Origin of the sequence: Curtobacterium sp. MCLR17_036 (genome assembly GCF_003234445.2) — a bacterium.
In the GTDB taxonomy this organism is placed as follows: domain Bacteria; phylum Actinomycetota; class Actinomycetes; order Actinomycetales; family Microbacteriaceae; genus Curtobacterium.
Map to the genome: position 1 here is coordinate 489738 of NZ_CP126269.1, position 22395 is coordinate 512132.

A 22395-nucleotide genomic window follows, 5' to 3' on the forward strand; every position below is an offset into this window, starting at 1 on the left:
GCGGTCCTGTGGCAACTCCCGGTCCCGGTCTCCGACGACGGACCGGTGCACGTCACGAGTCCGCTGCCGATGGCGCAACCACGACGCCACGGGGTGGTCGGGCACCGCATCACACCGGACCGCGCCCGGGTCACGGAGCGGTGGGGGATGCCGACGAGCACGCCTGCGGCGCTGTGGGTGGACTGCGGCGCGATGCTCTCCGTCGACCAGCTCGTCGTGCTCGGGGACGCCATCGTCACGGAACGACGGTGCGGGACGACGATCGACGACCTCGCCGCCGCCGTCGCCCTGGCCGGGGCGCGTTCGGGTGTCCGCAGACTGCGCGCGGCACTCGCGCTCGTCCGGGTCGGGGCCGGCTCGCCGCAGGAGACCCGGGCGCGGCTGGCGATCGTGCGCGCCGGACTGCCCGAGCCGGAGCTGCAGGTCGACGTCTTCGACGAGGCCGGGCGCTTCGTCGGCAGGGTCGACATGGCGTACCCGGACGAGCGCATCGTCGTCGAGTACGAGGGCGACCACCACCGGACCGACGCCGAGCAGTGGGGGCGTGACCTCCGCCGCTACCGTGCGATGGAACGACTCGGGTGGACGGTCGTCCGGTGGACGAAGTCCGACCTCGACACCCCGGCGTCCGGCGCGACCGACCACCTGCGGGCACTGCTCGTCCGCCGGCCCGAGCGTCCGCGCCCGCTCGGCGGACCGACTTCGTGAGCAGAAGGGGTCGAGTGACCCGACGTCACCCGACCGTTCCTGCTCACGAAGCGTGTGCCCACGTGCCCACGGCGCTCGCGGGAGCGCTCGCAGCTCGCAGCTCGCAGCCCGCGTCGCTCACGGCGCCCCCTGCCCACGGCGCGCCCGCGCCCGAGCCCGCTCGGCAGGCCGACTTGGTGAGCAGAAGCGGTCGAGTGACCCGACGTCACCCGACCGCTTCTGCTCACGAAGTGTGCGCGGCGCATTCGGTGGGTGCGTGCCCGGCCCGCCCGCAGCCCGCGCCCCCGCGCCCGCCCCACGCCCGCCCTACCCGATCAGGCTCGGCCGCAGGTCGCGCAGCGTCCGGGAACGGGTCTGCCGCGCCGTCACCACGAAGGACACCAGGAGTGCACCGAGCAACCAGCACAGCAGCACGCCCGCGTCCGACCACGCGGCGCCGAGGTCCCCGCCGTACATCGTCTGCCGGATCGCGTCGACGGAGTACGTCATCGGCAGCGCGAAGTGCAGCGCCGCCAACGGCCCCGGCAGGGTCTGCCACGGGAACGTGCCGCCGGCGGTGACGAGCTGCACGAGCATGAGCACGAGCCCGAGGAACTGTCCGACCGACCCGAGCAGCACGTTGAGCGCCATGATGATCGCGGCGAAGGTCGCCGAGGCCAGCACCATGACGCCGATGGTGCCGCCGGCGTGCACGACGTCGAGGTCGAGCGCGAACCGCACGATCAGGAACAGCGCCGCCATCTGCACGAGTCCGAGCAGTGCCGGGGTCAGCCAGCCGCCGAACACCACCGCGAGGGGCTTGCGTGCCGCCGTGATGGCACGCTTCGAGATCGGCTTGAGGATGAGGAACAGCGCGTACATGCCGATCCAGGCCGCCAGCGAGATGAAGAACGGGGCGAGGCCGGCACCGTAGTTCGACGCGGCGGCGACGTTGTCGTCCCCGACGGTGACCGGGTCGGAGATGACCGAGGCCTGCGACTCCCGCTGCGAGGCGTCCGACGCCGGGATCTTCGTGCGGCCCTCGTCGAGCGAGTGGGCCAACTTCGCCGAGCCCTTCTTCAGCTCGTCCAGGCCCGAGGCGAGCGACGAGGCACCGCGGTCCGCGGCGGCCGCACCCGAGGCGAGCGACGCAGCACCCGACGACAGCGAGGGAGCGGCCGCCGCCAGCTTCGACGTGCCGGCAGCGACCTGCGAGGCGCCCGACGACAGCGTGGACGCACCGCTCGCCGCCGAGGAGATGCCGGAGGCGAGCGTGGGCGCCGCGGACGCGAGCGACGAGGTGCCGGCCGCGACCTGCGCGGAGCCGTCGCGCAGCCGGTCGACCGAGGTCTTCGTGGTCTCGTAGGTGCGCTTCGCCGAGGCGCCGGCACTGTTGACCCGGGCGACGGCGTCGGTGACGGTCGCCTGCAGCGCTGCCTGCTGCTCCTCGGTGAGCTCGACGCCCTCGGGCAGGTTGTCGGTGATGTCGGCGAGCACCGTGGCGGCGTCGACGGGCCGGAGCGACTCGACGTCGGCGCTGTACGAGTCGATCGTGTCGGCGAGCTGCTCGTTGCCGGCGGCGACCTGCTGCGCCCCGGCGTTCAGCTGCTGTGTCTGCGCGGGCAGTGCGGCGGTCTGCTGCTGCGCGCTCGCGAGGCCGGACGCCAGGGTCGACGCACCGGACGCCACCTGCTGTGCGCCGCTGTCGAGGCGCTGGGTCTGGGAGGGCAGGGACGCCGTTCCGTCGGCGAGCGAGGCGGCTCCGGCGCTGAGCTCCGCGGTGCCGTCGGCCAGCGTGTGCGCTCCGGTGTCGGCCTTCGCCGAGCCGGAGGCGAGCTGGTCCGCGCCGTCGACGGCGTCGCCGAGGCTGTCGCGGACGTCGGCGAGTCCGACGAGCAGGGACTTCGCGGCCTGCTTGCCGACCCGTTCGGCGACGGCGGTGCGCATGGTCTTGCCGGCCTGCTCGGCGATGGTCGACGCCAGGTACGAGTTCGTGTCGGCGGTCGTCATGACGAGCTGCGCCTGCGTGGGGTCGTCGGACTGCGCGGACACCAGGTGCTCGGAGAAGTCGTGCGGGATGGTCACGACGAAGTCGTAGGTGCCGTTCCGCACCCCGGAGCGGGCGTCCGCGGCGGTCGTCTCGGTCCACTTGAAGTCGCCGCCGTCGATCGCCTCGTCCGCGACGTCGGTGCCGTAGTCGACGTGGTCGCCGTCGAGCGTGGCGCCGGCGTCGAGGTCGACGATCGCGGCGGGGATCTGGTCGAGCTTGGCGTACGGGTCGCGGTTCGCCCACAGGTAGGCGCCGCCGTAGAGCAGCGGCACGACCATGAGCGCGATGAACGCGAGTCGTGCGAGCGGGGTCGCGGTGAGTCGCGCCAGTTCGGCGCGGACGAGCGAGGTGGTGGTCACGGGGTTGCCTCCGTCGGGACGGTTGCGGATTCTGCGGTGACGGACGGGGCGGACGGGAGGCCCGGCTCGGTTCCGTCGGACAGGGCCGCGTCGTCGGGACCCTCGGGCTGGGACGCGTCGGTCGCGTCGATCGTGTCGAGCAGGGCCTCGACGGTCGCCGCGGCGGCCTTCGAGGTGACGAGCACGACGGTGACGCCGCGCCGGGCGACGTCGCGGACGACGGTGAACCAGTCCTCGACGGCGCCGCCGTGCCGCTCGGGCGAGGTGATGACGACGCCGGTGACACCGTCGCGGAGCAGGGCGAGTTCGACGAGCAGGCGGACGCGCACGGCCGTCGGCACGCGCTGCACCGGGGTGTCCGCGTACTGGCGGAGGCCGAGCTCGTCGAGCACCGTGTCGACGTGCCCGCGGCTGGGACGCCGGTCGGCGAAGGCGAGCTCCTCGCGCACGACCTGCTGCACGGTCAGCACGGGGAAGGGCTCCGCGATGCCGGGGGTGTCGACGAGGGCGACGGTGCGACGCACGGCGGCGGCGTCCTCGTGCCCGTCGAGCAGCAGCCGCCCGGTGTCGGGCCGCATCCGGCCGCCGGCGACGAGCGAGGCGAGCACGGGGGACTGCTCGGTCTCGACGGCGACGACCCCGGGACGCCCGGGAGCGGCGACGGCGGAGACGACGGGCAGTGCGGCGCCCGGCTCGTCCCCGATGCCGACGTGGTCGAGTTCGAGTGTCATGCGGGCTCCTTCGCGGAGGGGGCGGCCACGGGTTCGGAGAGCAGGGCGGTGCGCCAGTCGATGCCGGCCATGCCGAGCGCGGACAGCACGACCATGCGGCGGCCGTCCTCGTCGGGCGTCCCGGAGCGGGTGGCCTCGTCGAGCACGGCGATGCAGGCACCCTCGACCAGGCGTCCGAGCGTGGCGGGGTCGACGTCGTCGCGCATCGTGCCCTCGGTGATCCCGAGGGCGCACGCGTCGCGGACCTGTGCGCGCAGGGGGGCGAACACCTCGGCGACGGGTTCGGCGAAGGGGCTCCGGACGGCCACCCGGGCCATCGACCGGACGTGCGAGACCTCGGACCACAGCGTCACCGCGATGGCGGCGAGGCGGGCGGCCGGGGGGAGTTCCTGCAGGTCGGAGCTCGTCGGCATGGCGGCGGCGATCCGGGCCGCCCCGGCCGTGACGACCTCGCGCACGAGGTCGTCACGCGAGGGGAAATGTCCGTACACCGCGCGCCGGGACAGTCCGGCGGCCGCGGCGATGGTCTCGATCGACGCGTCGGGGTCACGCTGCAGACAGGTCTTCGCGGCGTCGATGAGTGCTGCCCGGTTCTCCGTGGCGTCGCGGCGGGGCGCACGGACGGGCTGGTCGGCGGTGGTCACGGACTCAGCGTAATAACCTGCACACAGGTGTGCAAGTTAACAGGATGAGCGCTGCTCGCGTCCCCCGCACGGGGGTGTCCCCCAAAGTGCGGACTGCCCAATCTGAGCGCCAACACATAGCTTCACAGGAATCTGATGCGAACCACGGACTGAGCCAGGAGTGCCCTCTTTGAACCGTGCAACACCGAACCCGAACCCGAATCCCTCCCCACACCGCTTCACACGCGTCCTGACCGCCGGCCTCGCCGTCGCGGCCCTCGCGTGCGGTGGCCTCGCAGTCGGGGGTGCGGCTTCGGCGGCTCCCGCCGGGACCTCGGTGGCCGACCTCAAGCTCGCGGCACCCCTGCGCGACGCGAAGCCCTCGAAGACCGTCTCGGCCTTCATCCGCACGACCGGCAAGGGCGCGCTCGAGGTGGACGCCCAGGCGAAGGGCGGCGACCTCAGCCGCTCGAAGTCCCCGTCGACGCAGGCGAAGCAGCGCGTCGAGGCGATCCAGTCGACGACCGAGGCCGTCAGCGCCGCCGTCAAGAAGGCGGACAAGGGCTCGAAGGAGCTCTACGCGACCGAGTACACCGTCCCCGGTGTCGCGGTCGTCGCCGACGTCTCCGCGCTGTCCGCGATCGCGAAGCGTGCCGACGTCGAGAGCGTCATCCCGCTCACGCCGAAGAAGGTCGTCGAGCCGACGGTGCTGCCCGACGCCGGAGTCGCACCCTCGGGTGTCGACCCGAGCCTGGTCCAGCCCGGCGTGGACGGCGTCGCACCGAAGAACGCGGCGAGCGACATCTACACGCGCTCGCTCAACGCCTGGCAGCAGACCGGCCACACCGGCGAGGGCATCAACGTCGCCGTGCTCGACACCGGCCTCGACTACACGCAGGCCGACTTCGGCGGTCCCGGCACCGCCGAGGCGTACGCCACGGCGCTGGCGAACGCGAGCGGTGGCGCCCCGGACCCGAGCCTGTACGACGGCTCGAAGTTCCTCGGCGGGTACGACTTCGCCGGTGCGACCTACAACGCCGACCCGTCCGACCCGGCGTCCTACGACCCGGTGCCCGCGCCGGACGAGAACCCGATCGACGGCAAGGGCGGCGACCACGGCACCCACGTCGCTGGCACGATCGCGGGCTACGGCCTGACCGCCGACAAGCAGACCTTCGACGGCGACTACACGAAGCTCACCGCGCAGCAGGTCCAGGACATGTGGATCGGCCCGGGCACCGCGCCCGAGTCCGGCCTCTACGCCCTCAAGGTCTTCGGTGACAACGGTGGCTCCACCGACGTCACCGGTGCCGCGCTCGACTGGGTCGGCCGTGCGCTGACCGAGGGCAAGGACATCAACGTCCTGAACCTGTCGCTCGGCTCCGACTACGGTGCGCCGGACGACCCCGACAACGCCAAGATCGACGCGCTGACGGCCCGCGGGGTCCTGCCCGTGATCGCCTCGGGCAACGCCGACGACTTCACCGACATCGGTGGTTCGCCGGGCAACGCCGCCGGGGCGCTCACCGTCGCGGCCAGCGCGACCGGCCAGTCGCTGTTCGACGCCGTCGAGGCCACCGGGCCGTCGGACGTCGCCGGCACCTACCGTGCGCAGTACTCGCAGAACTTCACCGGCACCCTGCCGGTCGAGGGCGACGTCGTGGTCCCGACCGCGAACGTCGACGGCTGCGCGGCGTTCAGCGCCGACGACGCCGCGAAGATCGCGGGCAAGGTCGTCTGGCTCAAGTGGACCGACGCGGCGCTCGAGTGCGGCTCGGGCGTGCGCTTCAACAACGTCCAGGCTGCCGGCGGTGTCGGCGTCCTGCTGGCGGGCACGATCAACACGTTCGACTCCGGCATCGCGGGCAACGCGACGATCCCGGGCGCCGAGCTCACCCTCGACGCCGCGACGGCCCTGCGCGCCAGCGCCACGGCGGGGACCCTGCACGTGCGCTTCGCGGACGAGCTGAAGGGCTACGCGCTCGCCACCGATCCGGAGTCCGTGAACACGCTCGCGTCGTTCACCAGCCGCGGTGTGCACGGGTCGTTCGACGACATCGTGAAGCCGGACATCGCCGGTCCCGGTGTCAACGTCATCTCCGCCGCCAACGGCACCGGTGACGGTCGCATGTCGATGAGCGGCACCTCGATGGCCACCCCGGACGTCGCGGGCATCGCGGCGCTGACGTTCCAGTCGCACCCGCGGTGGAGCGCCCAGCAGGTCAAGGCCGCGCTGATGAACACCGCGACGCACGACGTCAAGGACGGCTCGCGTGGGGCGACCCTGCTCCGTCAGGGCACCGGCCGCGTCGACGCCCTGCAGGCCGTGACCACCGGCACCACCGTCCGGAGCGCGGAGAACGGCCAGCTCGTCACCGCGTCCTTCGGTGTCGTGGAGGTCGCCGGGAAGACGAGCGAGACCCGCACCCTCGAGATCCAGAACACCGACGGCTCCCCGCACACGTACGACGTGTCGTACCAGCCGCAGGTCAGCCAGCCCGGCGTCGCCTTCGCGCTGAGCACGAAGCGGATCACGGTGCCGTCCGGCGCGACCAAGACCGTGCAGCTGACGTTCACGGTGACCGACCCGACCGCGCTGCGCCGTGTGATCGACCCCACCCAGGAGTCGGTGCAGCAGGGCTACCAGCGTGAGTTCGTCGCCGCGGCCTCGGGCGTGGTGGCGTTCACGCCGACCGACTCGGCGGTCGACCCGATGCGCATCGGCACCTACGTGGCGCCGAAGCCGGTCAGCGCGGTCCGCGCACGGACGACGGTGCCCTTCACCGGCCCCGGCAAGTCCGCGAACCTGACGCTGAAGGGTCGCTCGTTCGACCAGGGCGGCCTGACGACGGGCTACCACTCGACCGTCGCGCCGTTCGTGCTCGGCGGCACCGACCCGGCCGAGACGTTCCCGGCCGGCTCGGCGGAGCAGTCCCTGCGCGCGGCCGACGTCCTGTCCTACGGTGCGAGCTACGACAAGGCGTCGGACACGGTCGCCTTCGGCGTCCAGACCGCCGGTCCCGACGCGAACCCGGGCGCCGTGACCAACGTCGAGGTCCTCGTCGACACCGACCGTGACGGCGAGCCCGACTACCTGGTCTACGACGCGAAGTCGTCGGCGGTCGACGCGACCTTCGCGACGACGGTCGACCTGGCGACGGGTGAGACGGTCGACGCGCAGCCGCTGAACGGCGGTGCGCCCGGCCAGGACGTCAACACCTTCGACAGCTCCGTGAAGGTGCTCACCGTCACCGGTTCGGCCATCGGCGCGAAGGGCAAGTTCTCCTACTCGGTCCTGACCGAGTCGGCGTACGCCCCCGCGATCGCCACGGACGCCTCGTCGGTCGTGGACGAGACGAAGACCGTCACGTTCGACGTGTCGAAGCCGGCGCTGACGTTCAGCCAGGGCGGCACGTCCGGCGTGCTGTTCGCCGACGCGGGCAACCTCACGGTGACCCGTGCCTCCGGCGTGACGAGCGCCAAGGTGCTCGCCCTGCACCTCGGCAACGCCGCGGGTTCGCAGGCCGACGTGTCGACCATCAAGGTGACCCCGCCGACGCTCGCCCTGAAGAAGGGCAGCGCCGTGACGATCAGCGGCACCGCCAAGGTCGGGGCGACGCTCACCGCGAAGCCCGGCACCTGGGCCGCGAAGGCGACGTACAAGTACCAGTGGCTCCGTGACGGGAAGGCGATCACGACCGCCACGGGCTCGAAGTACAAGCTGACGTCCTCGGCCGCCGGGCACCGGTTCTCGGTCAAGGTGACGGCCCACGCCTCGGGGTACAAGGACGGCACGGCGACGTCGCGGTCGACCGCGAAGGTCGCTCGCCGCTAGTCGCGCGCAGTCCCACCAGCACCGGTGCCGGGTCCCGTCCAGGGGCCCGGCACCGTTGTGTTTCCCGACCGGTGCGGGAAGGGGACAGGTAGTTAGACAAACTAGTGATGCACTGTCAGGGTGGTCACCATGCAGAGCACGTTGAAGCAACTCCGGTCCAACCCGGTCGAGTGGCGGCGTCGTGGGCTCACCCCGCCGGACGTCATCCAGGCCATGATCGAGCAGCGCCTCGCCGAGCCCGGGCACGCGCAGCCCGTCGGCGACCCGTCGTACCAGGACTTCTTCCGCGCCTGACCGCGGAACGCACGGACAGACCGGACAGGAGGCCCGGTGCCAGCTGGCACCGGGCCTCCTGTCCGTCAGTCCGTCCATCGGACGTCACCGTCACGCGGGTGGCGCTGAGGTGACCACCCGATAGACTCGGGTGGACCACCGGCCCGTCGGTCGCGTGAGGTCCTCCGCCAACGTGAGGAGAACCAGATGCCCGCAGCAGTCATCATCGGCGCCCAGTGGGGCGACGAGGGCAAGGGGAAGGCCACCGACCTGCTCGGCAGCCGCATCGACTACGTCGTGAAGTTCAACGGCGGCAACAACGCCGGGCACACGGTCGTCGTCGGTGGCGAGAAGTACGCCCTGCACCTGCTGCCCTCCGGCATCCTGACCCCCGGTGTGACGCCGATCATCGGCAACGGCGTCGTCGTCGACCTCGAGGTCCTGTTCCAGGAGCTCGACGCGCTCAAGGCCCGCGGCGTCGACACCTCGAAGCTCCTCGTGTCCGCGAACGCGCACGTCATCACGCACTACCACCGCACCATCGACAAGGTGACCGAGCGCTTCCTCGGCAAGCGCCAGATCGGCACCACCGGTCGTGGCATCGGCCCGAGCTACGCGGACAAGATCAACCGCGTCGGCGTCCGCATCCAGGACATCTTCGACGAGAACATCCTGCGGCAGAAGGTCGAGGCGGCCCTCGACCAGAAGAACCACCTGCTGCTCAAGGTCTTCAACCGCCGCGCGATCGACCCGGAAGAGGTCGTCGAGTCGCTGCTGTCCTTCGCGGACCGCCTGCGTCCGATGGTCGCCGACACCGGACTCGAGATCCACCGGGCGCTCGAGCGCGGCGAGACCGTCCTGTTCGAGGCCGGGCAGGCGACCATGCTCGACGTCGACCACGGCACGTACCCGTTCGTCACCTCGTCGTCGGCGACCGCCGGCGGCGCGGCGACCGGGTCCGGCATCGGCCCGGGCAAGCTCGAGCGCATCATCGGCATCGTCAAGGCGTACACGACCCGTGTCGGCGCCGGCCCGTTCCCGACCGAGCTCTTCGACGAGTCCGGCGAGTTCCTGCGCGCCAACGGCTTCGAGTTCGGCACCACCACCGGGCGCCCCCGTCGCTGCGGCTGGTACGACGCCCCGATCGCCCGCTACACGGCCCGGGTGAACGGCGTCACCGACTTCGTGCTCACGAAGCTCGACGTCCTGACCGGGCTCGAGACGATCCCGGTGTGCGTCGCGTACGAGGTCGACGGCGTCCGCGTCGACGAGGTCCCGGTGAACCAGTCCGACTTCCACCACGCGAAGCCCGTCTACCAGGACTTCCCGGGTTGGACCGAGGACATCACCGGCGCGCGGTCGTTCGACGACCTGCCGAAGAACGCGCAGGACTACGTGCTCGCCGTCGAGTCGATGTCGGGTGCGCGGATCTCCGCCATCGGTGTCGGCCCCGGCCGTGACGCCATCGTCGTCCGCCACGACCTGCTCGGCGCGGACCAGGCCTGACGTGCGGGTCCTGTTCGTCTGCAGCGGCAACATCTGCCGGTCGCCGCTCGGCGAGCAGGTCCTGACGGCGCGGCTCGGCCCGGACGCTCCGGCGTTCCGGGTCGGGTCGGCCGGCACCATCGCCGACGACGGGGCCGCCATGGACGGCGCCGCCGCCGCGCAGTCGGCCCGACTCAGCGGCGACCCGTCCGGGCACGGGTCGCGGTACCTGACCGCGGCGATCGTCGAGGACACCGACCTCGTGCTCACCGCCGAACGGTCGCACCGGCAGGCCGTGGTGTCGCTCGTGCCGCGGGCCGCCCGCCGCACCTTCACGGTGAAGCAGTTCGCGCGCGTGCTCGACGGGCTCGAACCCGGTGACCTGGCCGACGTGCACACCGCCGAGGCACTCGTCGAGCGGGTCGCGCGGCTGCGGGGGACCGTGCCGCCGCCGGCCGACCCCGCCGACGACGACGTGGACGACCCCTACCGTCGGTCCGAGGCGACGCACGCCCGGGTGGCGGACGAGCTCGACGCCGCGGTCACCCGCATCGCGGACGCCCTGCGCGCCGTCGCCACGGCCTGACCGCGCTCGTCGACGACCGCGTCGGTCGACGGCAGTCGGGTCACTCCGGCAGCCGGTACGACCCGATCGTGATGGTGTGCGCGCCCTGGCCCGCTAGCGCCCGGACGACGGCGTCGGCACGGGCCCGGTTCGGCACCGCGTCCTTCGCCGCCCACGCCGCGAGCGCCGACTGCAGCTCGTGCTGGTTCGTCACGACGGCCGTCGAGGCGCCGCCGCTCCGGTCCTCCGCCTGCACGTAGGCCATCGCCGTCGGCGACGAGTAGAACACGCAGGTGTCGAACCAGGTCCGGCGCGTGCCGGTCGCCGCGTCCACGAAGCCCGCCAGGCGCCGTGCCTGCACGCGGACCTGCTGCGCGGGAGCGGCGTTCTTCGCCTGCACGCGCACCTGCCACCAGTTCTCGGCCTCCTGCTCGTGGTTGAGCACGGTCCGGCTCTGCACCTGCACGGCGAACGGCGGCACGAGCGACGACTCGTCGAGCAGGTTCCGGAACGCCGGGTGGACCTCGCTCGGTCGACGGCCGTCGAAGACGATGCCGCCCCAGCGCTTGCTCTCGATGACCAGTCCGCGCCCGGCGTCGGAGACGAGCACGTGGTCCGCCTGTGCGACGAACCGCCGCCACGAGCCGCGCTCGGTCTCGTCGGCGGGGACGAACACGACGTTCGTCATGAGCACGCCGTTCAGTCCGGCGGCGATCGCGGCCTGTCGGATGACCTGGGCGGACGCTTCCTCCCACCGCATGCCGCTGCGCGCGAGGTCGCGGCTCTGATCGGCGGCGGTCAGGGCGTCGCGCCGGGCGGCATCGGCCTGGTCGAGGGAGCGCCGGTGCTCCGCGTCGCGGGCCTCGGTCTGCTCGCGGTGCTCGGCGTCGAGCCGCGCGAGCTCGTCGGCGCGGGCGCGTTCGGCGGCGTCGAGGTCGGAGCGGGCGGCGGATCGGAGTCGCCGCAGGACGAGCACCAGGACGACCACCACGACGGCGAGCCCCCCGGCGACCACCCACGGCACGAGGTCGCTGGTCATGACCCCACCCCACCACGTCGGGTCGTCGGAACGTCGCTGCGCGGCGGCGCGCCCGCGAACGGCGGACGGCGGGCACGGTGCTCGTCGCACCGTGCCCGCCGTCGGGTCGAGCGGTCGGACTACCGGTCCGTGCGCGGCAGGTGGGGCAGCGCGCCGAGGCGTCGGCGCACGAGCACCGCGGTGCCGAGGGTCAGCAGCAGGAGCGCCGCCACACCGGCCAGGCCGAGGCCGTCCGCGCCGGTGAAGGCGAGCTCGCCGGGACCGTCCTGCGGACCGTCCGCGCCGGGGCCCTCGGCACCAGGCGTCGGCGTGCCGGCACCCGGCTGGGCACCGGCGCCCTCGTCGTCGGCACCGGGATCTCCGACACCGGGATCTCCGGCACCGGGATCTCCGGCACCCGGGTCCTGGTCGCCCGGGTCGCCGGGCTCGCCCGGCTCCTCTGCCGCGGGCACCGCGACCGCGAAGTCGACGGCTGCGCCGCTCCGGGTGCCGATCGACTGCACGGCCTGCGCCGCCGCGGTCTCGAGCGCGCGGGCACGGGCCGCGGTGCCGGTCAGGGCGACCGTCCACCGGCCGTCCGCGGCGACCTCGGTGGTGCCGCGGACCGCGCCGGACAGGGTGACGGTGGCGCCGGGGTGGCCGGAACCGGTCACGGCGGTCGGCACGGCGTCCGTGCCCGGCTCGTCGACGGTCAGAGCGTCGAGGTCGGCGCGGGCGGTCAGCCACGAGTCGGCGCCGATCGGGTGGTCGACCACGCGGGTCTCGCCGATGCAGCCGTTCCAGCCGTTCGTCGCGGCGTCGTCGACCCAGTCGCTGCCGAACAGCCACGGCATGCCGTCCTGCACGGTCTGGCCGCCGGTGTCGGTCGCGTTGCGGAGCACCGGGGCGCCGTCGACGTACATCGTGGTGGTGCGGGCGTCGACGTCGTTCACCAGGGCGACGTGCAGCCAGCGACCGGGGATGATCTCGCCCGACCACGCCGTGCGGTCACCCTTCGACGCGTCGGCGGTCACCTCGGTCCACTGGAACTCCTTGAGGTTCGAGATGCCGAGCGCCGCCGGCGACGCCGTCCAGTCCCAGCGGGTCTGCGGCACGCCGATCTGCGAGCGGTTGCCGCTGCGGACGATCGCCTTCGACCACGAGTTCGCGCCGTCGGTCCAGGACGGGTCGACCTCGAGGAACGTCTCGATCGTGTAGCCGTCCGGGAACGTCGCCCGGTCGACCGCGGTGTCCCCGGGCGAGGTGAGCGCGCTGAACCGCTTCGCCGCCTTGTCGGCGTTCGCGAAGCACAGGCCGGCGCCGTCGGAGGACAGCGGGTGGGCGTCGTCGACGACGGTGACGTCGCCGTCCTGCGCGGTCGGCGAACCGGACTCGGCGTGCGTCAGACGGGTCAGGTCGGCGTCCCCGACGACGTCGTCGACGGTCGCTCCGGGAGCGAGCACACCGGCCTCCTGCTCACCGGGGCGCCACCAGGCCAGGGTGCCGTCGACGTCGGTGTGGTCGGCACGGCCGCCGGGCAGCTCGGTCGTGGTGGGCGGCGCGCCCTCGAAGCCGTCGAGCAGCATCGCCCGCGCGCGCTCGTTCAGCGGCGGCTCGTCCGCGGAGCCGGCGCGGAAGTCCGGCGCGAAGCCCGCGAACCGGGTGCGGAAGTCGACCGGCACGATGTAGCGCTGGTGGTCGCCGTCGAGCAGCGGCTGGTCGTACGACGTGAGCGTCTCGGTCGGCTTCCACGTCACCCACGGCGACGCGGTCTGCATCGCGAGCGTGCCGTTCGTCAGGTCGAACTCGAGCAGCCCGAGGTAGCCGTCGCCGCCCTCGTAGTCCATCTGGTGGTCGATGAGCACCTGGGTCACGGCGTGGCCGGCGTCGTTCGTGCGGTTCTTCCACGTGCTGCCGTGGAAGTGCCCGTTCAGCGTCAGGAACACCTGGTCGTTCGGGGCGATGAGCTGCTCCCACAGGCGCTCGCCGTAGGCCGTGTCGACCGGGGTCAGGCCGTCGGTGGCGATGTTGATCACCTCGTGCGAGGTCAGGATCGTCGGCAGCGTCGGGTGTGCGGCGATCACCTGGTCCGCCCAGGCGAGGGTCTCGTCGGACGCGCGCCACGGCAGGGCGAGTGACAGGAACCGCTGGCCCTCGGCCTCGAAGACGTGGAACTGGCTCAGGCCGGTACGGTCGGTGCCCGACTCGACGGTGGGCTGCCCGGTGGCCCGGCTCGCCGGGAACGTCTGCAGGTACGGCTCGGCGGCCAGGTCGTACGAGGTGTCGAACACGGTGTCCGCCGAGTTCCGCACGTCGTGGTTGCCGGTCGTCACGCTGTACGGCAGCCCGGCGTCGTCGAGCACGGACATCGCGCGGTCGGCCGCCTGCCACTCGCCGGGCTGCCCGACCTGGTCGACGACGTCGCCGACGTGGGTGACGAACGGGATGTGCAGGTCGTCGGCGTGCTCGGCGAGCCACTGCGTCTGCACGTGGAACGGGTCGTCGCCGTACCGGGGCACGAACTGTGACGCCGAGTAGCGCGAGTAGAACTGCGTGTCCGGCAGCACGGCGAGCGTGAAGCGCGACGCGAGGTCGGCGTCCGGCGCGGCGGCCGCGGCGGCGGTCGGGGAGGAGGACAGGGTCGGCAGGCCGACGGCAGCGGCCACGGCGAGGGCGGTGGCCCCCAGCGCGGCGGACCTGCGGCGGGATCGGTGAGCGGTCACCCGACGATGCTCGTGGCGTCGTCTGTCGCGCCGGTTGCCTGTACGTGACCACAGCGTGAGCGGCGGGCGACGACGGACGCGGGAGACGGGGCGGAGCTGCACCGGGCCTCCCGTCCGCTCGCCGGCCCACGTGGCAGCATGGCCGCATGCCCGTCGTCGAGTCCCGCTGTGTCGTACCGGTCGACGCGCACGTCGCCTTCGCCGTCTCGCAGACGCAGGGCGCGATGCGGAAGCGGTGGGACCCGTTCATCCGGCGGCAGCACCTGATGGACGGCGCGACGGTGCCGGCGAAGGGCGTCCGGACCTTCACGGTGCAGCGCTTCGGGCTCAGCATGGAGAGCGAGTACGTGTCGTACCACCCGCCGTCGAACGTCGGGATGAAGATGACGAAGGGCTCGTGGTTCTTCGAGCGGATGGGCGGCGGCTGGCGCTTCACCCCCGTCGACGGGCAGCCCGGCTCCACGCTGGCGGTCTGGCGCTACAACTTCACCTGTCGGCCGAGGTGGTTGGCGCCGCTCGCCGAGCGCATCGGTGCGTTCGTGCTGCAGCGCGACATCGACCGGCGGATCCGGGGCTTCGCCCGGGGCTGCGAGGACCCCGTCCTGCTCGCCCACGTGGCCGCCCGACGCTCCGACTGAGCGGCCCGGGCGCACCTGCATCCTTCGATGGAACTCCGGCAGGTGCGTCCCGAAGCCGGTCGTTCCGCGACGGCGGGTTTCCTAGCGTCGTCTGCATGACGAACACCACCGAAGTCCGGCCCACGGCCGGCACCGCAGCCCGCGACCGAGGGGGTGTCCGCGGTGTCATCGCCCGGCACCCGCTCGCGTCCTTCTTCACCATGGCGCTCGGCTTGAGCTGGCTCGCCTGGGTGCCGTACATCCTGTCGCCGCACGGCATGGGCGTGTGGGACATCCACTTCCCCGAGGTCCTCGGCACCGGGCAGTTCACCGGCGTCCTGCCGGGTGCGCTCCTCGGCCCGCTGGGCAGCGCCTTCATCGTCACGGCGGTCGCCGACGGCCGCGCGGGCCTGCGGCGCTGGGTGGGCCGGCTCTTCCGCTGGCGGGTCGCCTGGTACTGGTACGCCCTGGCGCTCGTCGTCGTGCCGGCCCTGATCGTCGTGTCCGCGCTGCCCTTCGCCGGCGGCGACGTGCGGGCCCCCTCGGTCGTGGCGATCGCCTCGCTCGTGCCCGGCCTCGTCATCCAGCTGTTCTCGACCGGTCTGAGCGAGGAGCCCGGGTGGCGCGACTTCGCCCTGCCCCGGCTGCAGCACGAGTTCGGCGGCCTCGGCGCCGCCGCGATCCTCGGGCCGATCTGGGCGCTGTGGCACATGCCGCTGTACCTCAGCGACTGGGGCGGGTGGCCGAACGCCCACTGGAGCGAGCCGGTCGTGTTCGCCCTGTTCACCATCACCTTCAACGTCGTGATGATCCAGGTCTTCAACAAGACCCGCGAGAGCCTGCCCCTGGCCCTGCTGCTGCACGTCGGCGTGAACAACACCATCTCGATGCTGTTCCCCGAGATGTACCCGAGCATGACCGCCGGCACGCTGATGATCGGCCTGACGATCACGTCGACGATCGCGGCCGTGGTGCTCCTCGTCGCCACCCGCGGACGACTCGGCTACGACCCGGCCCGACGCGCCCTGCCCCTCGACGCACCGGTCCCCGACCACGCCCGCCTCGTAGGATCCAACGATGGCACCCGCTGAGCACGACGCGCTGCGCGCCCCGGCCACGCCGGCCGCGCAGCCGGCGTCCGACGCGCGCCGCGCTCGCCGCGTCGACCTGTTCGTCGCACTCGGCACGGCCGTGGTGGCCCTCGGCCTGCTGCTCGGACTGCCGCCGCTCGACGCCTCCGAGCCCGACACGGCCGGCCTCGCCCTGCGGGCCGCCGCACCGTTCACCGTCCCGTGGGCCGTCCTGGCCCTCGGCCTGCTCGCCCAGTCGGCGGCGTTGCTCGCCGTCCGTCGGGCAGCGCGCACCACGCTCGTCGTCGTCGCGGCGATCCCCGTGGTCGTCGCCGGGCTCGCACCGGCCTCGGCGGACCTGTTCGACCTGACCGCGCTGCCGATCGCCGTCGCCGTCGTCCTGACCGCCGCCCGGGTCCCGCTGGTCCGGCTCTGGCCGGCCCTCGTCACCGCGGCCGTCCTCGTCGTCGTCGGCGAGGGAGCGCTCGCCACGAACGCGTCCGGCTCGGCCGACGGTCTGACCGGCGCGCTCGGTCAGGGCGTGCTGCAGGCCGTCGGAGCCGTCGGCCTGCCGCTGCTGGTCACCCTCGTGGTGCTGTCCCGCCGCGAGGTCCGCGTCGCCCGCACCGCCGAGGCGAGCGCGGTGAACCGCGAGCAGGACGCCCTGGTCGACGCCGCGGTGTCCCGCGAACGTGCCGCGATGGCCCGTGAGCTCCACGACATCGCCGCGCACCACCTGTCCGGCATCGCCCTGATGGCCGCCGTCATCGACCGGCAGATCGACGCGGACCCGGAGCGAGCCCACGAGGGCGCCCGCCAGGTCCGTGAGCAGAGCACCGCCGTGCTCGAGGACCTGCGCCGCCTGGTCGGCCTGCTCCGCGACGACGCCCCCGCCGAGCGCGCCGTCGAGACGGTCGCCGGCATCGTCGACCTGGTCGAGCGTGCCCGGTTCCGCAGCGACGTCCGGCTCGACGTGCTGCCGGGCGACCGTCCGCTGGCCGACGGCGTCGGCCCGCTCGCACAGCTCGCCGCCTACCGCACCGTCCAGGAGGCACTGGCCAACGCCGCCCTGCACGCCCCGTCCGCCCCGTGCACCGTCACCATCGACGACCGCGACGCGACCCGGGTGGTGATCCGGGTGGAGAACGCACCGGCCACCGTCCCGGCAGCGGGGACCTCTCCGTCGGGCGGCAACGGCCTGCGGGGGATGCGCGAGCGGGCGGACCTGGTCGGGGCGCGCCTCCAGACCGGCCCGACCGCGACCGGCGGGTGGCTGGTGGAGCTGGCGCTCGGCCGGGAGGCACCTGCCGCACCCGCGCAGACCGCCGACGGCACCGGGGTGGTCGCGTGATCCGCGTCCTGGTCGCGGACGACCAGCCCCTGGTCCGTGCCGGGGTGTCCGCGCTCCTCGGCGCGGAGCCGGACATCGAGGTGGTCGGCGTGGCCGCCGACGGGGGCGAGGCGCTCGCGCTGGCGCGCGAGACACGACCCGACGTCGCCTGCCTGGACATCCGCATGCCGGTGATGAACGGCATCGAGCTCGCGCGGATCTTCTGCGCGCCGGACGCCGACCCGGCGATCCCGGCGCTCATGCTGACGACGTTCGACCTGGACGACTACGTGTTCGGGGCGCTCGAGGCCGGTGCCTCCGGGTTCCTGCTCAAGGACGCCGAGCCGGACACCATCGTCGACGCCGTCCGGCAGGTCGCCGCCGGCAACGGCACCCTCGACCAGGCCCTGACCCGGCGGGTGCTGCGGGAGTTCGTGTCGCGGCGGAGCCTGCAGCCGGTCTCCGGCGACCGGGCCGACGGCGTGCTGACCGCCCGCGAGCGCGAGGTGCTCCTGCTGCTGGCACAGGGGATGTCGAACGAGGAGATCGCGGCCGCGCTCGTGCTCGAGGTGTCGACCGTCAAGTCGCACCTGGCGCGGATGCTGCCGAAGCTCGGGGTGCGGTCGCGGCTGCAGGCCGTGGTGTGGGCGTACCAGAACCGGATCGTGACGGTGCCGGACCAGCCGTAGGGTCGGTCGGTCGGTCGGTCGGTCGGTCGGTCGGGTCGGGTCGGTCGCTCAGCCGGCCGCGGGCGTGGACGTGGCCGTGATCGGCTCGGCGGCGCCGGGGACGACGAGCTGCCAGACGTCGTCGTCGCTGCTCCGGTGCAGGTACAGACGGAAGGTGCCGTCCTGGGCGAGCGGGTCGCCCTCGAGGTACTCGACCGGTTGCCCGCTCGTCGTGCACTGGTCCGAGGGGCTGATGACGTCGATGGTGCGGCCGGGGGAGTCACCCTTCTCGACGCCGGTGACCCTGGCCCGTCGCACCTCGTACACCCCGCCGACCTCGACCGTGCGGTCGGTGTCGGTGACCTCGGCGTCGACCACCAGGGTCGCGAGGTCGCTGCGCTCGGCAGGTGTCGTCGCCGCGATGTGGTCGATGCAGGACCCCGACCCCACGACGTCGTCGCCCGCGCCCCGCGGGCCGTCGGCACCGTCGCCGGCCGCGGTCGTGCCCCCGGTCGCGCAGCCGGCGAGCACGCTCGCCGTGGCCGCCGTGAGGACGGCGATGGTCAGCATCCGCTTCCGCTCCATCGCCTGAGTATCGCTCACCGTGCTCCGGGCGTCCAGTGCCCCCGGTCGAGCCAGGGAACGCGCGTTCCCGTTCTGGGGGTAGTCGACCTGCACCCGGACCTGCTGGACTCGTCACCATGCACAACGAAGCCGCGGGCCGGATCCACGACGACGACCTCCGGCCCAAGGTCGTCGCGGCGATGCAGCGAGCGCTCCGCTCCCGACCCATGCACGAGGTCACCCCCGCCGTCGTCGCCTCCGAGGCCGGCGAATCCGTCGACGTCGTCGACCAGGCGTTCCCGAGCTGGGACGGCCTGCTGCTCGCGACCATCGACAAGTGGAACGAGGAGCGGACCGCCCCGCTCATGCCGATCGCCGAGCAGCACGGCACGGTCCGGTTCCTGCGCGCCATCGTCACGGCCAACGTCGCCGACCCGACGCTCATGCGCTTCCTGACCGCGACGCTCAACATCGCCGCGTCGCCCGAGCACCCGCTGGCGCCGATGCTGCACGCGCGCTGGCGTCGCTTCCACGCGTTCGTGCAGCACGCGCTCGAGCGCGACGTGCTGCTCGGCCGCGAACCGCACACCATGGACCCGGCGCGTGGCTCCGAGCAGCTGCTCGCGACCTACGAGGGCCTGCAGCTGCAGTCGATGGTGCGCCCCGACATGGACCTGCTCGAGGCCTACGACCGCGCCGTCACCCGCCTGCGCGAGGGCTGGCAGCGCACCTACGTCCCGCCCGTGTGGGACCTGGACCTGGTGGGCTGACCGACCCACCCCCACAGACCGAGGACGCCCCGTGCGTCCGAGGCGCAGACGCACCGCGTCTGCGTGCGCCGCTGCTCGATTCGGGTTCGGGTGGCGGCGCGAACACCGTTCCGTACCCGTCGGTGCCGGTGCCGATGCCGCTCCGGTACGGTCGGCGCATGACGACCGACGACGACCTGGGGCACTGGCGCACCTGGTGCATCGGCGGAGCCGTCGCGTCGTTCGTCGCCCTGCTCGTGCTCGGACGCTTCGTCCCCGTCAACTGGTGGGTGCTCACCGCCTGGGTGACCGTCGTCGCCGCGTTCACCGGCCTGCCGCCGGGCAGTTCCCGCTGGACGGACCGCCGGGTGACGGTGATCGCCCTCGCGCTGCTCGTCGTCGGCGCTGGACTCGCGCTCGGCGCACTCACCGACGACGGCGCCGGTGACGGCACCCGCACGACCGGAGCCGTCACCGGTGCCGTCCTCGTGCTGGCCGGAGCGGCGTGGGCGATCGTCGGGGCGCGGCGCCCCTCGCGCCGACAGGTGGACGCGGAGGCCGAGCGCCACCGCGCGTGACGGACCCGCCTCGACGCCGACGTCCACGCCGACGTCGGCTGCGCTGCCGGACGCGCCCGGCCCGGACCCTGGTCAGCGCGGCCAGGTGGCGACGACGGCGACCGTGTTGAACAGCACGTGCGCCAGGACCGCTCCGCCGAGGCGGTCGGTCATCGCGACGAGCACGCCGGTGAGCAGGCCGAGCACGAAGGTCGTCACGAACACCTGGAAGCCGGCGACCGGCGACGGCGCACCCGCGATGAGCACGTGCGTCAGCGCGAACAGCAGTGCGGCTACCAGGACCGCCAGGAAGCGCGTGCGCGGCGTCAACTCCGACGCCAGTCGGCGTTGCAGCACCCCGCGGAACACGACCTCCTCGAGCACCGGGCTGACGACGCAGACCCCGACCGCCGCCACCACGAGCGGCACGACGTCGGGCGGGCCGAGCGTCACCGGCGGAGTCAGGCCCGTGGTACCGGAGAACAGGACCGACAGGCCCGCGTCGAGCCCACGGCAAACGACGGCGACCCCGACCGCCGCGACCGCGTCCGGCCGGCCGAGGCCGAGCCGACGGACCATCGTGGCGGGAGCCGAGCGGCGGAGGACCCACCACACGCCGAGCGCGAGCGGCACCCACACCGCCAGGTCAGCGGCGAGCACCTGGACGACCGGGGACGGCAGTGCCCCGGACCGGGCGACGCCCGTCACCAGCCGCGACAGCAGCACCGCGACGGCGATCGCGACGAGCACCACGCGCAGGTCGCGGGCAGCGGCGGTACTGGGGGCGGTCGTCGGCGCGTCCGGGTCGGGATGCATGTCGACACCGTACGGGACGGCGAGGCATCCGCCCGGTCAGCGGGGCGGGGGAGCAGCAGGACCGCGTGTCGCTCTGCCACGGCGGCCACGCCCATCGACCGGCCTGCGAGCAGCGCCTCTCCCAGACGCTTCCGTGTGGCACTATTTCTATGCCGAACGCTGGGAGAATCCCGGTCGACCTGTGACAGGGACTGCAGGACACGGCGACATTCGGGGAAGGGTGCCGCGTGGAGCTACGCGACTACATCGCGGTCTTGCGCAAGGGATGGGTCTTCATCCTCGTCCTGGCGCTGGTCGGCGTCGCGGCGGCGGCGGGCTTCTCGCTGCTCAAGCAGCCGGTCTACTCGGCCTCTGCACAGGTCTTCGTCTCGACGCAGACGAGCGGCAGCGCGAGCGACCTCGCTCAGGGCAACACGTTCACGCAGCAGCGGGTCCTGACGTACTCGAACCTGGTCGAGACCCCGATCGTGCTCTTGCCGGTCATCTCGAGCCTGAAGCTCGACATGACCTCGGACGAGTTGGCGGAGATCGTCACCTCCGACGCCCCGCTCAACACCACGCTCATCTCGATCACCGTCGACGAGACCGACCCGAAGCAGGCGGCCGACATCGCGAACGCGACCTCGGAGAGCCTGACGAACGTCGTGCAGAACATCGAGGCGACGGACGCGGACGGCACCGCCACGGTCAAGCTCACCCGGGTCAAGGAAGCCCAGGTGCCGAACACCCCGGTGAGCCCGAACGTCCCCGTCAACGTCGTGCTCGGTCTCTTGATCGGCCTGGCACTCGGCGTCGGCGTCGCCGTCCTGCGCGAGACGCTCGACAACCGGATCCGCACCGAGTCCGATGTCGAGAAGATCAGCGAGAAGCCCGTCGTCGGCGGTATCGCGTTCGACAGCAAGGCCTCCGAGCGTCCGCTCATCGTGCAGGTCGACCCGCGCAGCCCCCGCGCCGAGTCGTTCCGCACGCTCCGGACGAACCTGCAGTTCCTCGACCTCGGCACCGGTTCGCGCACCTTCGTGATGACGTCGTCGGTCGAGTCCGAGGGCAAGAGCACGACGGTCGCCAACCTCGCGATCGCGCTCGACAACGCGGGCTTCCGCGTCATCCTCATCGACGCTGACCTGCGCCGGCCGAAGGTCGCGCAGTACATGGACATCGAGGGCGGCGTCGGTCTCACCGATGTCCTCATCGGTCGCGCCGAGATCGAGGACGTCGCGCAGCCCTGGGGCCGCGGCAACCTCGTGGTCCTGCCGGCCGGTCCGATCCCGCCGAACCCCTCCGAGCTCCTCGGCTCCCGTGCCATGCAGGACCTCATCGCTGCCCTCGAGCAGCAGTTCGACTACGTGCTCTTCGACGCCCCGCCGCTGTTGCCCGTCACGGACGCTGCGATTCTGGCGAAGAAGGCGTCCGGCGCGATCGTCGCCGTGGCTTCCGGTCGCACCCACAAGGGTCAACTCGCCGGCGCGGTCAGCGCGCTCGAGAACGTCGGTGCTCCGATCGCCGGCTTCGTGATGACGATGATGCCGACGAAGGGGCCGGGAGCCTACGGGTACGGCCGGTACGGGTACGCCTACGGGTACGGCCTGCAGGACGACGACCAGCCCGAGCCGCCGAAGCCGCCAAAGCGCGGCCGTGCCGGTGCCCCCCGCGGGGTCGTCAGGTGACCGAGGTC

General features: G+C 72.8%; 19 protein-coding genes. 12 read left to right on the forward strand and 7 right to left on the reverse strand.

Annotation, left to right across the window (positions count from 1 at the left end; all coding sequences use genetic code 11):
- Window positions 1-147 precede the first annotated feature (147 nt).
- Window positions 148-708, forward strand: a complete 561-nt coding sequence (locus tag DEI99_RS02315) for an endonuclease domain-containing protein (RefSeq protein WP_284180931.1) — start codon at window positions 148-150, stop codon at window positions 706-708.
- A gap of 306 nt (window positions 709-1014) precedes the next feature.
- On the opposite strand, the gene DEI99_RS02320 is transcribed toward DEI99_RS02315, so the two are convergent.
- Genes DEI99_RS02320 through DEI99_RS02330 form a run of 3 tightly spaced genes read right to left on the reverse strand, consistent with a single transcriptional unit; the run spans window position 1015 to window position 4471 of the window.
- Complete coding sequence (locus DEI99_RS02320; protein ID WP_111041983.1) at window positions 1015-3096, reverse strand: YhgE/Pip domain-containing protein; 2082 nt, start codon at window positions 3094-3096, stop codon at window positions 1015-1017.
- Window positions 3093-3827, reverse strand: a complete 735-nt coding sequence (locus DEI99_RS02325; protein WP_111041984.1) for a hypothetical protein — start codon at window positions 3825-3827, stop codon at window positions 3093-3095. The genes DEI99_RS02320 and DEI99_RS02325 overlap by 4 nt, the downstream gene beginning before the upstream one ends.
- On the reverse strand, window positions 3824-4471 hold the full coding sequence (locus DEI99_RS02330) for a TetR/AcrR family transcriptional regulator (RefSeq protein ID WP_111041985.1): 648 nt from the start codon (window positions 4469-4471) through the stop codon (window positions 3824-3826). The genes DEI99_RS02325 and DEI99_RS02330 overlap by 4 nt, the downstream gene beginning before the upstream one ends.
- Window positions 4472-4787: 316 nt before the next feature.
- Here DEI99_RS02330 and DEI99_RS02335 point away from each other — a divergent pair, with 316 nt between their 5' ends.
- From DEI99_RS02335 to DEI99_RS02350, 4 genes are all read left to right on the forward strand, one after another.
- The gene (locus tag DEI99_RS02335) at window positions 4788-8285 is read left to right on the forward strand and encodes a S8 family serine peptidase (protein ID WP_181434459.1); all 3498 of its coding nucleotides are present in this window, start codon (window positions 4788-4790) and stop codon (window positions 8283-8285) included.
- A 129-nt stretch (window positions 8286-8414) separates the two neighbouring features.
- A complete protein-coding gene (locus DEI99_RS02340; protein ID WP_175472170.1) occupies window positions 8415-8579 on the forward strand; it encodes a hypothetical protein in 165 nt (54 codons plus the stop codon).
- Window positions 8580-8765: 186 nt separating this feature from the next.
- On the forward strand, window positions 8766-10064 hold the full coding sequence (locus DEI99_RS02345) for an adenylosuccinate synthase (RefSeq protein ID WP_071256888.1): 1299 nt from the start codon (window positions 8766-8768) through the stop codon (window positions 10062-10064).
- A 1-nt stretch (window position 10065) separates the two neighbouring features.
- Window positions 10066-10629 (forward strand): arsenate reductase/protein-tyrosine-phosphatase family protein, encoded by a 564-nt coding sequence (locus DEI99_RS02350; protein ID WP_181434460.1) that lies wholly within the window; start codon window positions 10066-10068, stop codon window positions 10627-10629.
- A 40-nt stretch (window positions 10630-10669) separates the two neighbouring features.
- Here DEI99_RS02350 and DEI99_RS02355 read toward each other — a convergent pair whose 3' ends face one another.
- Window positions 10670-11647, reverse strand: a complete 978-nt coding sequence (locus DEI99_RS02355; protein WP_111041987.1) for a hypothetical protein — start codon at window positions 11645-11647, stop codon at window positions 10670-10672.
- Window positions 11648-11766: 119 nt separating this feature from the next.
- Window positions 11767-14349 carry a LamG-like jellyroll fold domain-containing protein gene (locus DEI99_RS02360; RefSeq protein ID WP_220037161.1) on the reverse strand — a complete coding sequence of 861 codons (2583 nt, stop codon included), beginning with the start codon at window positions 14347-14349 and terminating at the stop codon, window positions 11767-11769.
- Window positions 14350-14495: 146 nt separating this feature from the next.
- Between DEI99_RS02360 and DEI99_RS02365 the strand changes: the two genes are divergently transcribed.
- From DEI99_RS02365 to DEI99_RS02380, 4 genes are all read left to right on the forward strand, one after another.
- Entirely contained in the window at window positions 14496-14987 is a 492-nt protein-coding gene (locus DEI99_RS02365) for an SRPBCC family protein (RefSeq protein ID WP_111041988.1), read from the forward strand.
- Window positions 14988-15082: 95 nt separating this feature from the next.
- Window positions 15083-16057, forward strand: a complete 975-nt coding sequence (locus DEI99_RS02370; RefSeq protein ID WP_111041989.1) for a CPBP family intramembrane glutamic endopeptidase — start codon at window positions 15083-15085, stop codon at window positions 16055-16057.
- On the forward strand, window positions 16044-17387 hold the full coding sequence (locus tag DEI99_RS02375; RefSeq protein ID WP_111041990.1) for a sensor histidine kinase: 1344 nt from the start codon (window positions 16044-16046) through the stop codon (window positions 17385-17387). The genes DEI99_RS02370 and DEI99_RS02375 overlap by 14 nt, the downstream gene beginning before the upstream one ends.
- Window positions 17384-18055 (forward strand): response regulator, encoded by a 672-nt coding sequence (locus DEI99_RS02380; protein ID WP_071248459.1) that lies wholly within the window; start codon window positions 17384-17386, stop codon window positions 18053-18055. Before DEI99_RS02375 ends, DEI99_RS02380 begins: the two co-directional genes overlap by 4 nt.
- A 48-nt stretch (window positions 18056-18103) precedes the next feature.
- Here the strand turns inward: DEI99_RS02380 and DEI99_RS02385 are convergent, their stop codons facing one another.
- Window positions 18104-18619 (reverse strand): hypothetical protein, encoded by a 516-nt coding sequence (locus DEI99_RS02385; RefSeq protein ID WP_111041991.1) that lies wholly within the window; start codon window positions 18617-18619, stop codon window positions 18104-18106.
- A gap of 116 nt (window positions 18620-18735) precedes the next feature.
- On the opposite strand from DEI99_RS02385, the gene DEI99_RS02390 reads away from it, so the two are divergent.
- Both DEI99_RS02390 and DEI99_RS02395 read left to right on the forward strand, forming a co-directional pair.
- Window positions 18736-19368 carry a TetR/AcrR family transcriptional regulator gene (locus DEI99_RS02390; protein WP_111041992.1) on the forward strand — a complete coding sequence of 211 codons (633 nt, stop codon included), beginning with the start codon at window positions 18736-18738 and terminating at the stop codon, window positions 19366-19368.
- A gap of 158 nt (window positions 19369-19526) precedes the next feature.
- Entirely contained in the window at window positions 19527-19925 is a 399-nt protein-coding gene (locus DEI99_RS02395; RefSeq protein ID WP_146247117.1) for a hypothetical protein, read from the forward strand.
- A 72-nt stretch (window positions 19926-19997) separates the two neighbouring features.
- Here the strand turns inward: DEI99_RS02395 and DEI99_RS02400 are convergent, their stop codons facing one another.
- A complete protein-coding gene (locus DEI99_RS02400; protein ID WP_111041994.1) occupies window positions 19998-20720 on the reverse strand; it encodes a CPBP family intramembrane glutamic endopeptidase in 723 nt (240 codons plus the stop codon).
- Between the two features lie 227 nt (window positions 20721-20947).
- Between DEI99_RS02400 and DEI99_RS02405 the strand changes: the two genes are divergently transcribed.
- Window positions 20948-22387, forward strand: a complete 1440-nt coding sequence (locus DEI99_RS02405; protein ID WP_111041995.1) for a tyrosine-protein kinase domain-containing protein — start codon at window positions 20948-20950, stop codon at window positions 22385-22387.
- Window positions 22388-22395: the final 8 nt, after the last annotated feature.

Bases quoted from the DNA above. Each gene is read 5' to 3' on its own strand.
- DEI99_RS02355 (WP_111041987.1), bottom strand. From the start codon at position 11,647: ATGACCAGCGACCTCGTGCCGTGGGTGGTCGCCGGGGGGCTCGCCGTC.
- DEI99_RS02400 (WP_111041994.1), bottom strand. From the start codon at position 20,720: ATGCATCCCGACCCGGACGCGCCGACGACCGCCCCCAGTACCGCCGCT.
- DEI99_RS02340 (WP_175472170.1), top strand. From the start codon at position 8,415: ATGCAGAGCACGTTGAAGCAACTCCGGTCCAACCCGGTCGAGTGGCGG.
- DEI99_RS02365 (WP_111041988.1), top strand. From the start codon at position 14,496: ATGCCCGTCGTCGAGTCCCGCTGTGTCGTACCGGTCGACGCGCACGTC.
- DEI99_RS02385 (WP_111041991.1), bottom strand. From the start codon at position 18,619: ATGGAGCGGAAGCGGATGCTGACCATCGCCGTCCTCACGGCGGCCACG.
- DEI99_RS02395 (WP_146247117.1), top strand. From the start codon at position 19,527: ATGACGACCGACGACGACCTGGGGCACTGGCGCACCTGGTGCATCGGC.
- DEI99_RS02325 (WP_111041984.1), bottom strand. From the start codon at position 3,827: ATGACACTCGAACTCGACCACGTCGGCATCGGGGACGAGCCGGGCGCC.
- DEI99_RS02390 (WP_111041992.1), top strand. From the start codon at position 18,736: ATGCACAACGAAGCCGCGGGCCGGATCCACGACGACGACCTCCGGCCC.
- DEI99_RS02315 (WP_284180931.1), top strand. From the start codon at position 148: ATGCCGACGAGCACGCCTGCGGCGCTGTGGGTGGACTGCGGCGCGATG.
- DEI99_RS02345 (WP_071256888.1), top strand. From the start codon at position 8,766: ATGCCCGCAGCAGTCATCATCGGCGCCCAGTGGGGCGACGAGGGCAAG.
- DEI99_RS02375 (WP_111041990.1), top strand. From the start codon at position 16,044: ATGGCACCCGCTGAGCACGACGCGCTGCGCGCCCCGGCCACGCCGGCC.
- DEI99_RS02370 (WP_111041989.1), top strand. From the start codon at position 15,083: ATGACGAACACCACCGAAGTCCGGCCCACGGCCGGCACCGCAGCCCGC.